Here is a 12,655-nt window from a genome sequence, read left to right as displayed (position 1 = left end):
GAATTTGAGCGACTTCCTATGTTAGCCAAAATCGTGGCCTTCTCGGTTCGTTTTCGTGGTGTCGTGCTGGTGCTTGCTGTGTTGATGATGGTCTATGGCGTCTATCAGCTAAATGGCGCTAGTCTGGATATTTTTCCGGAATTCGCCCCCAAGCAAGTTATTATTCAAACCGAATCTCAAGGATTTACAGCTAAGCAGGTTGAAGCACTCATTACTCAGCCCTTGGAAAATGTTTTAGGCGGTCTACCGGATGTCGACTTTGTTGATTCTGCATCAACACCGGGCCTATCCGTCATCACACTTACCTTTGATGATAAAACAGATATTTACCGAAACAGGCAATTAGTTGATGAGCGGTTAGCGGGCTTAAAAGACATTGTTCCTGAATTTATAACACCGGCGATGGTACCGTTAGAATCTTCATCGGGTACTATCATGACGATTGGTTTGACATCAGATTCGCAAGACTTAATGTCATTACGATCCGTTGTTGATTATGCCCTTACCCCTAGACTTCTTGCTGTGCCGGGCGTTGCAGATATTAATGTCTTCGGTGGAGAGGTTAAGCAACTGCAAATTCAGCCAGACCTTCCGGCACTACAACAACTTGGTTTAACTATTCAAGATGTTACGACGGCAGCCAGACAGGCTACCGGCCTACATGGGGTTGGATACATAGAAAATAGCAATCAACGCATTATGTTGACAGTCACTGGCCAGCCAAATTCAGCCGATGAGATGGCCAAGGTTGTCGTTAAACATCAAGGCGAGAATGTGATTCTACTCGGTGATGTTGCGACAATAACAATGGCGGCGGCACCGACGATTGGTGGTGCCGCCGTGAGCGGTCAGCCCGCTATCGTCATGATGGTGATTGGGCAATATAAAGGGAATACGTTGTCGGTGACTCAAGGTGTGGAAGCTGCCTTGCGTGAATTCCAAAAGGGGTTTGAGAGTGATGGGATTGTGCTCCACGACGATTTATTTAGGCCCGCAAATTACATACAACGGTCACTGAGTAATATCCAGCATCATTTGTTTGTCGGCGGCGGGCTGGTCTTATTGGTTTTATTCCTTTTTTTGTTTAACTTCCGTACGGCATTAATTTCGATCACTGCAATTCCATTATCTTTGATGGCGGCCATTATTGTTCTTCTAGAGATGGGCGTTAATCTAAATATAATGGTTCTAGGCGGGTTGGCGATAGCGTTAGGGGAGGTGGTAGATGATGCGATCATCGACACAGAAAATATTTTCCGAAGGCTCAGAGAAAATGCATTATTAAGTGAGCCAAAGTCAGTTACAACGGTCGTTTATGAGGCCTCGATGGAGGTGCGAAGCTCGGTTGTTTATGCCAGCTTTATCGTCATGCTTGCGTTTGTTCCTCTACTAACCTTAAGCGGTGTGGCGGGACGTATGTTTGAGCCGCTTGGTGAAGCCTATATCCTGGCGATTTTTGCTTCATTGTTAGTTGCATTAACCGTCACGCCAGCCTTATGCCATTTAATGCTGGGCAAACTCAGTCATACCAAAAATGGGGAACCACCTTTAATAAGATGGTTAACACCAAAATATGGCCACATGCTGGGCCGGATTTGCCAGTTTCCTAAAATAACGTTCATGACGGTATTGGTTTTATGTATTGGTGGTATTTCCGTATTACCTTTTTTCGGAAGCGGCTTTTTGCCCGAGTTGAGGGAAGGTCATTACATTATCCATACGACAAGTATTGCTGGCACATCAGTTGAATCATCATTGCAAATAGGTGGGCAAATCGAGCGGCGTATCGCAAAAATCCCTGGTGTCAGGGCAACATCGCAGTGGGCTGGAAGAGCAGAACGTGGAGCGGATACTTACGGCACCCACTATAGTGAGTACGAGGTTGATCTTGAGCCTGATTTAAACGGTCAACAACAACAAGCGATTTTAGATGAAATCCGGGAAATCTTATCAGAGTTCCCAGGCATTGCTTCAGAAGTGAATTCTTTCCTCGTTGAACGCATTGACGAGACAATTTCTGGTTATACATCTCCGATTGTCGTGAATTTATTCGGTAAAAATCTGGATGTACTGGATAGCAAAGCAAGGGAAGTTGCTGCGGTGATGGCGGAAATCCGTGGCGCGTCAGATATACAAATTCGTGCACCGGTAGGAGAACCTCAGTTACAGGTGAGACTGAAATTAGATCAACTTGCTTTTTGGGGGCTTAGGCCGACAGAGATAATGACCGTATTGAAAACGGCCTATGATGGCATGTTGGTTGGTCATGTCAGTGAGGATAATCGACAATTTGAGACTGTTGTTGTCTTACCAAAAACACTAAGACATAACCCGCACCAAATTTTGACCTTACCCGTTCGCACATTGACTGGCGGCATCATCCCCTTGTCAGAAGTTGTAGAGCTATCACAGGTTTCAGACCGACATGCGATTCTACATAAAGGGGGGCAACGTTTACAGACGGTAACCTGTAATTTAACTGGCCGGGATCTCAGTTCATTTTTCGATGAGTTGCGGAAACGTATCCATGAGCAGGTAACGTTTAGCGCTGAGGTTTATCCAGAGTTCACCGGCGCCGCAGTTGTTGAGGCTGAGTCACGGTCTGATTTGTTATTACACTCGTTATTAGCCAGTATCGGGGTAATGTTGTTGATCTACGTGGCACTACGAAGTTTTCCCAATATGATATTGGTCCTAATGAATTTGCCGTTTTCATTGTTAGGTGGTGTTGTTGCTGTACTCATTACTGGCGGCGTACTATCAATTGGTTCTTTAGTTGGTTTTGTTACTTTATTTGGTATTACGTTGAGAAACTCAATAATGCTTGTTTCGCATTACCATTATTTAGTAGAAAAGCTGGGAAAACCTTGGCAGCTAAGTACCGCCATTCAAGGGGCACAGGAGCGCCTGCCGTCAATTTTGATTACAGCCCTGGTTACAGCATTAGCAATGTTGCCGATAGCCATTGATGCCGATAACCCGGGACGTGAAATCATGGGGCCGATGGCGGCAATTATTATTGGTGGACTTGTCACTTCGACATTACTAAATCTTTTAGTTCTGCCAGCCATTATGCTGCGTTTTGGCGTATTTAACTCAAATGCGCATCAAACCACACATCTCAGTCGAGAGGGATGAGCCAAGCGATAGCGACAACAGCCAATACAATACCGACAAAAATGAGCTCAAGCCACATCAGTTGCTGATGGCAAATGTTTTGACCTCTTCTGCACGGTGCTCAGCAAAGTAGAGGTAGATATCACGTATTTCATCTGCCTCAAACTCAATCATAATCAGTTGCTGGCCTGGGAATATCAGATTAGGGTTACGCCCCATGGCTTCGGTTCTGAAGTTATAAACATAACTGCTGGTGACTTTTTGATTGAGGATTTTACCTAGGAAAGAACTCAGTCCATCCGGTAGCGGTTCATCGGCATCTGCGGGGATGGTAACACTTAAGGTCGATTGCGGCCCCATACCTTCCAGACGCATACCGCGACGAAATTTGTTAATGAGACCTGACTGAATAATGCCCCATAAACCCTGATAATCTGCCTCGGTTACCCGGTGCAGATAGAGCAGACTGTCTTTCTCTATTGGTTCGCCCGCGAGCAGCTCTTCGAGTGCAATTTCTTTGTTGCCATGATTGATGACAACCGTTACTTCCTGCTGGGGGGCAATATCAGATTTGGCCAATTCGGCGACGGTGGTCTGAATTTGCTTCTTTTCCTGACGTACCTCGGTGACTGGTTGGTTTTTGTCTATGTCGTCGCGTTTAACCAGCTCCGATAATGGTGCTGTAATGGTTTCGCCGGATTCGGTTTCGATGGTCACTGGTGCGATGTGATCTTCTTTACTCTCGACCATCTTTTGAATAGTCGTTTCTTCACGCGTTTCTTCGGTGAAAAAAACTGATACGGGCGTATCATCCGCAAGGGCTTCATCATCGAGTAGTTTTTCAAGCGTGGTCACACGCTCTTCCAGAGAAGGTAGCGCAATAACACTATCTGACCGGACAAATTGATCTTCGCCCTCGGTTAAACGAACCGCTTCCGTTGGTTCCGCTGCCAGGTTTTCAACAAAAATCTCTGCTTCATTTTCACGAATTTCTTCTTGAGCCGGCAGGCTGTCATCCACTTCGATGATCTCCAGCGGCAGCTCTGGTTCAGCGAGTTCGATGGGCGGATCAACGATTTCCTGTTTTTTAAAATGTTCGCCATCGGTAAATAACAAATAGCCAAACACCCCCAGCACAATTATTGCCAGCAAAAATGCCAGCCATAAAGAACGGGTGCGGGAAAACTTTTCCATAGCTAACGCCTCGAATCGCTTGATTTCACTCGGAGAATAAGCTAGTAAGCAAGGCTTTATCAAGTTGCTTTGCCCATGCAACCGTTTGCCAGGATAGGTTTTGACAGGATTCCAGCAAAGATTGTGCATCAGTAGCGGTAAATTGGCGCGGCACATGGCGACATAAAAACAGGGCGTTCGACAACATATCTTGATCAGGTGTGTTAGCGAGAATGTTGACCAGTTGATCAAACAAATTCTGTAGATCAATGGCGCCAAAGAGCGTTGGAAAGGCAAGGATTCGAAGCTGCTTGTTTTCAATCTCTATATGCACACCAAGCTTTTCCAGTCTGTCTTGATAAGCAAGGAATAATTCGGCTTGAGCAGCGTCAATATGAAAACTGACGGGCACCATGACCGGGCGGTGGCTGAGTTGGTTTTGCGCGATGGCTTGGCACCACTTCTGATACGTCAATTCTGTCTCAAGCTTGATCAGATCAATTAGCCAATGTTGTTGCTGATAATGTATTACGACAAATTTCTCAGCGATAATTTGTAATGAGTGCGATGCTGGTTGAGCAGGAATAGCAAGCTGATGGTAATCGGCTGCAGATTCTCGGACAGATACCGGTTGGTTGTCGTAATGACTGGTATGTTGCGGAACGGTTGTTGAGGTTGATTTTGGCATCGTCTGGCGCAAAGCATCGCGAATTGCACTGGTGATAAGCCCATGGATAAGCCGTGCCTCTCTAAAGCGTACTTCGTGTTTCGTTGGATGGACGTTGACATCCACCCGGTCCAAAGGCAATGTCAAATACAGTACATAAGCTGGATGTCTTCCTGCTGGAATTTGTTCCGCAAAAGCTTGGCGTACAGCATGACTTATCAATCGATCACGAATCACGCGCCCGTTAATAAAAAAATACTGAATATCATTGTGGGCTCGGTGTGCAATTGCTGGGCAAATCCAGCCATTGAGCTGCATTAAATCGCGCTGTTGTTCGATAACAAAAGCATCCTTTACAAAGCGGCTACCACAGATTTTGCGTAACCGCTGCAATTGTTTACTGTCACTATCCGCAGCAGGTAGAACCATTTTTTGTTGGCCATTAAGCTGACAATCTAGGGCGATATCTAAGCGACTTAATGCCAATCGTTGCAGTGTGGTTAAAATGTGTTGTTGTTCAGTTCGCGCACTGCGTAAAAAACGACGCCTTGCAGGCAGGTTGAAGAATAAGTCCCGCACTTCAACGGTGGTACCTAAGGGGTGAGCGGTGGGTTTTAAGGTATTTTCTGACGGTATTAATTGCCACGCACAATCGCTGTCCGCTTGCCTTGAAATAAGTGTCAGTTTGGCCACAGAGCTGATACTGGGCAAAGCTTCACCGCGAAATCCGAGACTGCCTATCTGGCTCAGTTGGTCACTGCTACTTAATTTGCTGGTGGCATGTCGCGTTAATGCCAGCGGCAAATCTTCCGGGTGAATGCCTGCACCATTATCCCGGACATGAATCAGTTGACTGCCACTGCCTTCGATTCGAATATTTAATTGCGTTGCGCCAGCATCCAGACTGTTTTCAACCAACTCTTTAACAACGGAAGCCGGACGCTCGATCACTTCGCCCGCGGCAATCTGGTTTGCTAACTGCAGTGGCAGGGCATGAATACGCGGTATGTTGAGCGGTTTATTGACCATGCCCTAGTGTAAACCGGCAGCACGATAGCCGAAACAGGCCGTGAGAAAAATACCTTGGATAATCTGCTCCGAAGCGGCGAGCCTCAGGTCAGTTCAGCGGTGCAGGATCGCGTTGAGGTTTAGGGGATTTGCAGTACTTCACCAATACGTAAAGTATTACTTTGCAGATTGTTATTGGATTTCAATTCAGCCATTTTGACTTGGTAGCGTTGGGCAATGCCACTCAATGTGTCGCCACTACTCACAATGTGTTGTTGTGTCTGGCCTGGCCGAGTGACGGGGTTGCGTTTGAAATACCCACGAATACCCGACATCATTGCGGCGGCCAATTTATACTGATGATTGGCGTTTCTCAGGTTACTTTCTTCTGTAGGATTAGAGATAAAAGCCGTTTCAACCAATACGGAAGGAATGTCTGGTGACTTCAAGACCACAAAAGATGCGGATTCAACCTGCTTTTTATGCACTCTGCCAACGCGTTTTAAACCGCTGAGCACCGAGTTTCCGACTTCCAGACTGGCTTCCAGACTGGCTGTCTGCGACAGATCCAGTAGTACTGATGCCAGCACATCGTCTTTGTCTTCAAGTGTGACGCCGTAAAGATCTGCTGCATTCTCGCGATCGGCTAAGATTTGTGCGGCTTCACTACTGGCGCCGCGATCTGATAGCACATATACCGAAGATCCACGTGCATTTCTATTGGTAAATGCGTCGGCATGAATTGAGATAAACATATCCGCACCATTTTGCTTCGCTCTAAGAATACGTTGACGCAAAGTAATGAATTCATCCTTACTGCGGGTCATGTAAGCACGCATACCCGGTTCTTTGTTGACCAGGGTTTCCAGTCGTTTGCCAATTTGCAGCACTACGTCTTTTTCACGTGTACCACTGGGTCCAATTGCGCCTGGATCACGACCACCATGTCCGGGGTCAATGGCAATTACGATATCGCGACGAGGCAGGATGGGGGCTTTTTTTATCACAGTATCGGTCAGCGGTGGCGGCGTGACTGCTGCCAATTTTTCAGGTGTCTCGATCGGGTCTGAAGTTCTTGGCAGCGTTGTTTTACTGGCAGCCAGATCAATGACCAGTCGGTGCGGGTAGTCGCCACTCGGCGCCAATTTACGACTGGTAAATGCGGTTTCTTGGTGGAGATCAAGCACCATGCGCAGCGTTGTTGGGTTCAACTGCCCTTGACGGATATTTTTGATATGGCTTTGCTCAAGTTCAGGCATCGCCAGATTTTTGTTGGTTTTTCCACTGCTGACATCGATGACTAGACGCGGCGGATTGTCCAGCGTGAAGGTTTTGTAGTCAACGGACTCGTCCATATCTAAAACCAGTCGCGTGACATCCTCTCCATGAGAGAGTCGGATCTGCTCTACGGTCGCTGCCGAAACCGACAATGACAGCAAACTGAGACAGATTGTCATCAACAGCATCCGCATTGCGTTTTTTCCGTGTGAGTTTGACTTAGGGGTAAGTGTGAAATGGTCAAACAAAAAAATCAAGCTTTTTTCATATATTTAAACAAGATAGCTTGTAAATCTATACTTGATTGTGAAGTTTTTCGCAGATTGCTTTGCCGCGGGCTGACTGGTCTTTTAGCTCAAGTTGGCGACCATCTGCCTGATAACGCAGTTGAATGATCATATCCGGAGGGGGTAACAAGTCACCAGCTTGCTCCGGCCATTCGATTAGCAGTAAGGCCGATTGACTTAAATAGTCTTCGATACCCAAATATAGGAGTTCTTCCGGATCAGCTAGACGATATAAATCAAAATGAAAAACCTGTCTCTCAGCAATATGATAGGGCTCAACCAGCGTATAAGTCGGACTTTTGACATTGCCTTGATGACCCAAAGCATGGAGCAAACTGCGCACCAGCGTGGTTTTACCGGCCCCTAAATCACCTTGCAAATGGAGTGTGAATGATCCCGCAGGGATCAATTGGGCAAGCTGGTAGGCAAAATTCTCTGTCGCTTCGGTATTTTCCAGCCACATTACGCCGACCCCTGCAAATTAATCAGTTGTTGAAGAAACGGCAAACAGTCCAATGCCAACAAGCCTCTTTCGCCACGGACTTCTGCTGCTTTGTCGTTCGCCAAGCCGTGTAAGAATACGCCCCGCTCAGCGGCTTGTCTTAGGGGTAGTCCCTGTGCGGCAAGACCCGCAATAATACCGGTCAGACAGTCTCCCATGCCACCACTAGACATGCCCGGGTTACCCGTTGATGACAAACTAAGCTGCGGAGGTTTATTGGCGATCAGTGTGCCTTTACCCTTCAAAACAACCGTGCCGCCGTAGCGTTGTTGTATGGCTTTTACGGCTGTAACTCGATCTTCTTGGATAGCACGGTTTGGTAGGTCGAGCAGGGTTCCTGCCTCGCCAGGGTGTGGCGTTAAGACCCAGTTATCGTTCTTCAAGTCTAATTGGCTGAGTAGAACAAGTGCATCGGCATCAACAACGATTGGTTTTTGAGAAAAAATAGTAGTCTGAAATAGCATCTGCGCCCAATCGTCATTGCCCAAGCCAGGACCGATTGCAATGACAGAAGCGCGTGCAATGAGTGTTTGGAGTTGTTCTACGTGCGTGATGCCACTCACCATAATTTCAGGACGGTGTAAGTTGATTAATGAGGCATGTTGCTGATGAGTGGCAATGGTAACGAGGCCAGCGCCTGAGCGAGCGGCTGCCTCCGCGGCGATTAATGCAGCGCCTGACATGCCAATATTACCGCCAATGATGAGAACATGGCCAAAGAGACCTTTATGACTGTTTTTGGCGCGTGGCGGTAAGATGGGGAACAACTGTTGCGTTGTCAGGTGATACGCTAATGCAGAAACTTGCGCTTTAATAGTGTCTGACACATTCAGATCGTCAAAATGTATGTTGCCGCAGTAATCGGGACCATCGTGAGTCAATAACCCAATATTAAGACCAATTAAGCTAAGCGTTATTTCTGCTCGAACTGCTTTGCCCATGATACAGCCGGTATCGGCATTAATACCAGAAGGGATATCCAGTGAAAGCACGTCGTATTGACTTTGGTTGATTGAGTCTATTGCAAATGCGTAGTCGCCACTTACTTCTCGATTTAAACCCGTTCCAAAAAGTGCGTCAACAATACAGTCTACCTGAGGGAGGGGATCTGACAGGCTGATCTGATTGACGCCAGCAGCCAAGGCTTGTTGATAACAAAATTTTACTTCAGCACTGGCAAGTCGCGGATCCCCAACTGACAATAAGGTGACGTGTTTGCCTGACTTTGCGGCTTGGCTGGCAAGCTCGTAGCCATCTCCGCCATTATGCCCTTGCCCACAAAAAATAAGGAGTTTTTTTGCATCGGGCCAAGCTCGGTTGATACAGGTCAGTGCTGCCGCGCCTGCTCGAGTCATCAATGTTGCTGAGTCTAAGCCGGCGTTTTTTAACGCAAGTTCATCAATTTGACGAGTCTGTGCGGCCGTATATAACGCTGTTGGCAAAGGCAACATTAAGCACTCCGTTTTCAATATGTTCTCTGCTTTATACTATCTGGCATGATCCAAATTAATACAACACAGTCTGCTGAGGCAGTAATTGAAGAGATGCAATCTCTTGCTCGACAATGTGGATTTCAACAGATTGGTGTGAGTGATATCAATTTAACAGAGGCTGAAAATCAGCTTCAAGATTGGCTGGCGCGAGGCTTTCATGGCGAAATGCATTTTATGGAACGCCATGGGGTTAAGCGCAGCCGTCCTGACGTTTTATTGCCCGATACTGTGCGAGTTATCACGGCGCGAATGGATTATTGGCCTGAGAGTACGGCAGCGCCATGGCCAGTTATCGCCGATGACCAAAAAGGCTTTGTTTCCCGGTATGCCTTAGGACGGGATTATCACAAACTTATGCGTAAGCGGTTACTTCGTCTATCAAATAGTTTGGAAGCACTATTGGGGAAAATGGGATATCGGGTTTTTTGCGATAGTGCACCGGTCATGGAAAAGGCGCTGGCCGAAAAGTCAGGCCTTGGTTGGATGGGTAAGCATACGAATATATTGAATCGGCAACATGGGTCGTACTTTTTCTTAGGTGAAATTTATACAGATATGCCGCTGCCGTTGACGAAATCTGTTTCGGCACATTGCGGCAAATGTTCAGCCTGTATCGATATTTGTCCTACGCAGGCTATCGTTGCGCCGTATCAATTAGACGCGCGTCGTTGTATTTCATACTTGACTATTGAGTTGAGGGGAGCAATTCCGGAGTCTTTACGGCCGTTAATTGGTAATCGGATATACGGCTGTGATGATTGCCAACTGGTTTGTCCATGGAACAAATTTGCACAACCCAGTATGGAGAGTAGTTTTCAGCCAAGAGAAAATCTGGATGCTCCTCAATTATTGGACTTGTTTGCTTGGTCAGAGACTGAGTTTTATCAAAAACTGGAAGGTAGCCCCATTCGTCGTATTGGATATGATTGCTGGCAGAGAAACTTGGCTGTTGCTCTCGGTAATGCACGTCCAAGTCAGCCGATACAGCAAGCTTTGCGAGCCAGGCTTCCCATTGTCAATGAGATGGTTGCAGAACACATCGAATGGGCGTTAAAGCGTCAATTAATGTCATAAAATCGCATCGTAAAACGGTTAAGCTTTTTGTTTTGATCACCCATAGAAGTTAATTTAGGGAAAACGGGTATGCCACCGAATCTCTTTTCATCGCTATTAGATAAGCAAGTTCGGCGACGCAAAGTATTGCAATATGGACTAGGCGGTCTCCTTGCCGCAGCGATGCCTGTCTCGGTTCGAGCGGCGACATGGCACCAAGCTAAGACCCGTTTGTTAGGATTTGCAGCCGTAGCCAGCGCCGATTTGAGAGATGATATTCAAGTGCCTTCGGGGTATCAGGCTGAGGTGATTTATCGCTGGGGCGATCCAGTGTCAGCGGGGCCGGAGTTTAATCAGGATGCAAGCAATACAGCGGCGGAGCAGTTGCTTCAGGCCGGTATGCATCATGATGCCGTGCAATATTTTCCTTTACCGAAAGGGTCGACGAATAGTGATCATGGCCTATTGGTCATGAACCACGAATATCTGGATCTGGATTTGATTCACATTGACGGTAGTCATATTCACGCGACACCTTACTCTTCAGAAAAAATGATAAAAGAGCAGCATGCTCATGGTGTGTCACTGATAGAGGTCAAAAAAAAGAACCATGATTGGCAGATTGTTCGGCCATCGGCTTATGCGCGACGTTTGACCGCAAACACACCGATGCATTTAAGTGGTCCTGTTGCAGGCCATGAATTAGTCAGAACGATTGATGACCCGGATGGCAGAGTGGTTCTTGGTACATTAAATAATTGTGCTAATGGTAAAACACCCTGGGGTACTTATCTTGCTTGTGAGGAAAACTTTCAATACTACTTTGTTCGAAACAAGATGATTGAGAAAGCGCCCCGAATAGAGCGCCGCTGGCAACGCTATGATTTGGGGTTTAGCTACTACGGCTGGCATCAATTTGATAAGCGGTTTGATCTGGACAAAGTCCCCAATGAAGCGAACCGGTTTGGCTGGGTTGTTGAGTTCGATCCTTACGATCCGGAGCATATTCCGATCAAACGGACGGCACTTGGTCGATTTTGCCACGAGAATGTGGCGCATAAAGTTGGCAGAGATGGACGGGTTGCCTTCTATTCTGGTGATGATGCTCAGTTTGAATATATTTACAAGTTTGTGACTCGCGAAGCGTGGGATGGTAGCCAAGGGGTGGAAAATGGTCATTTGCTCGATGAGGGCGTGTTAACCGTTGCCCGGTTTGATGACAATGGTCAAATGCAATGGTTGCCATTAATTTTTGGCGAGTTGGGGTTAACGCCGGATAATGGCTTTCAAGATCAGGCGGATGTGTTAGTGCATGCCCGCACAGCGGCTGACATCTTAGGAGCGACCAAGATGGACCGACCGGAGTGGATCACGGTCCATCCCCATTCTGGCGACGTATTTGTGTCATTGACCAACAATAATCAGCGCGGTGTTGACGCGCAACCTGATAAAGACGGGGCGAACCCACGCAACCAGAATCATTTTGGTCACATTCTCAAACTTCGTGAGACAGACGCGACGGCTTTGGCTGGGCAGTGGCAGGTGTTTGTTTTGGCGGGTGAGAGCGATAGTAAAGGGGAGATATTTGCCTGCCCAGATGGACTTTACGTTGATGAGCGTGGTGTACTCTGGATTCAGACGGATGTGAGCTCAAGTGCCTTAAATCAAGGAAAATTCAAACGCTTCGGTAATAACCAGATGCTGGCAGCAGATCCCACAACTGGCGAAATTCGACGATTTTTAACGGGACCTGTGGGCTGCGAAGTCACCGGTGTCGCCATGACGCCGGATATGAAAACCATGTGGGTCAATATTCAACATCCTGGTGAAACCTTGTCATTGTTAAAAAATCAGGGCCTGAAAACATCTCCGGAAACTCCCAGAGCCGTCAGTAACTGGCCTGATCATCATCCCGAGGGCCGGCCACGTTCCGCAACGGTGTTAATCACGAAAAAAGATGGCGGCATTATTGGCACCTGAATAACGGCTGCCGGCAATCTGATAGTTTGTTGTCTCAGACTAAACAACTTTCATGAGCAGAAGCTTCGTGTTTGAAACAGGAAGTTTTCCTGATTTT

At 47.0% G+C, this 12,655-nt stretch carries 8 protein-coding genes; 3 read left to right on the top strand and 5 right to left on the bottom strand.

What is annotated here, in order from left to right; genetic code table 11:
• Positions 1-18: 18 nt before the first annotated feature.
• A complete protein-coding gene (locus Q7C_RS08035; protein WP_014704239.1) occupies positions 19-3,138 on the top strand; it encodes an efflux RND transporter permease subunit in 3,120 nt (1,039 codons plus the stop codon).
• A 57-nt stretch (positions 3,139-3,195) separates the two neighbouring features.
• Here the strand turns inward: Q7C_RS08035 and Q7C_RS08030 are convergent, their stop codons facing one another.
• The 5 genes from Q7C_RS08030 to Q7C_RS08010 form a co-directional block, all read right to left on the bottom strand.
• Entirely contained in the window at positions 3,196-4,311 is a 1,116-nt protein-coding gene (locus tag Q7C_RS08030) for a hypothetical protein (protein ID WP_014704238.1), read from the bottom strand.
• Positions 4,312-4,336: 25 nt separating this feature from the next.
• Entirely contained in the window at positions 4,337-5,986 is a 1,650-nt protein-coding gene (gene mutL / locus Q7C_RS08025; RefSeq protein ID WP_014704237.1) for a DNA mismatch repair endonuclease MutL, read from the bottom strand.
• A 119-nt stretch (positions 5,987-6,105) separates the two neighbouring features.
• Positions 6,106-7,437 carry an N-acetylmuramoyl-L-alanine amidase gene (locus Q7C_RS08020; protein WP_014704236.1) on the bottom strand — a complete coding sequence of 444 codons (1,332 nt, stop codon included), beginning with the start codon at positions 7,435-7,437 and terminating at the stop codon, positions 6,106-6,108.
• 100 nt (positions 7,438-7,537) lie between these two features.
• Positions 7,538-7,993: a tRNA (adenosine(37)-N6)-threonylcarbamoyltransferase complex ATPase subunit type 1 TsaE gene (gene tsaE, locus Q7C_RS08015; protein WP_014704235.1), complete on the bottom strand. Its 456-nt coding sequence runs from the start codon at positions 7,991-7,993 to the stop codon at positions 7,538-7,540.
• A complete protein-coding gene (locus Q7C_RS08010; RefSeq protein ID WP_014704234.1) occupies positions 7,993-9,483 on the bottom strand; it encodes a bifunctional ADP-dependent NAD(P)H-hydrate dehydratase/NAD(P)H-hydrate epimerase in 1,491 nt (496 codons plus the stop codon). Before Q7C_RS08010 ends, tsaE begins: the two co-directional genes overlap by 1 nt.
• A 45-nt stretch (positions 9,484-9,528) precedes the next feature.
• Between Q7C_RS08010 and queG the strand changes: the two genes are divergently transcribed.
• Both queG and Q7C_RS08000 read left to right on the top strand, forming a co-directional pair.
• Positions 9,529-10,599, top strand: coding sequence for a tRNA epoxyqueuosine(34) reductase QueG (gene queG / locus Q7C_RS08005; protein ID WP_014704233.1), 1,071 nt, complete (start codon positions 9,529-9,531; stop codon positions 10,597-10,599).
• A 69-nt stretch (positions 10,600-10,668) separates the two neighbouring features.
• Entirely contained in the window at positions 10,669-12,558 is a 1,890-nt protein-coding gene (locus Q7C_RS08000) for a PhoX family protein (protein ID WP_014704232.1), read from the top strand.
• Positions 12,559-12,655: the final 97 nt, after the last annotated feature.

The sequence above is a fragment of the Methylophaga frappieri genome (genome assembly GCF_000260965.1).
Lineage (GTDB): Bacteria > Pseudomonadota > Gammaproteobacteria > Nitrosococcales > Methylophagaceae > Methylophaga > Methylophaga frappieri.
The sequence above is the reverse complement of the archived record's forward strand: the minus strand, read 5'-3'. Positions and strand labels throughout refer to the sequence as shown.

Coding starts and splice junctions, on each gene's coding strand:
- Q7C_RS08035 (WP_014704239.1), top strand. CDS start 19: ATGTTAGCCAAAATCGTGGCCTTCTCGGTTCGTTTTCGTGGTGTCGTG.
- Q7C_RS08030 (WP_014704238.1), bottom strand. CDS start 4,311: ATGGAAAAGTTTTCCCGCACCCGTTCTTTATGGCTGGCATTTTTGCTG.
- mutL (WP_014704237.1), bottom strand. CDS start 5,986: ATGGTCAATAAACCGCTCAACATACCGCGTATTCATGCCCTGCCACTG.
- Q7C_RS08020 (WP_014704236.1), bottom strand. CDS start 7,437: ATGCGGATGCTGTTGATGACAATCTGTCTCAGTTTGCTGTCATTGTCG.
- tsaE (WP_014704235.1), bottom strand. CDS start 7,993: ATGTGGCTGGAAAATACCGAAGCGACAGAGAATTTTGCCTACCAGCTT.
- Q7C_RS08010 (WP_014704234.1), bottom strand. CDS start 9,483: ATGTTGCCTTTGCCAACAGCGTTATATACGGCCGCACAGACTCGTCAA.
- queG (WP_014704233.1), top strand. CDS start 9,529: ATGATCCAAATTAATACAACACAGTCTGCTGAGGCAGTAATTGAAGAG.
- Q7C_RS08000 (WP_014704232.1), top strand. CDS start 10,669: ATGCCACCGAATCTCTTTTCATCGCTATTAGATAAGCAAGTTCGGCGA.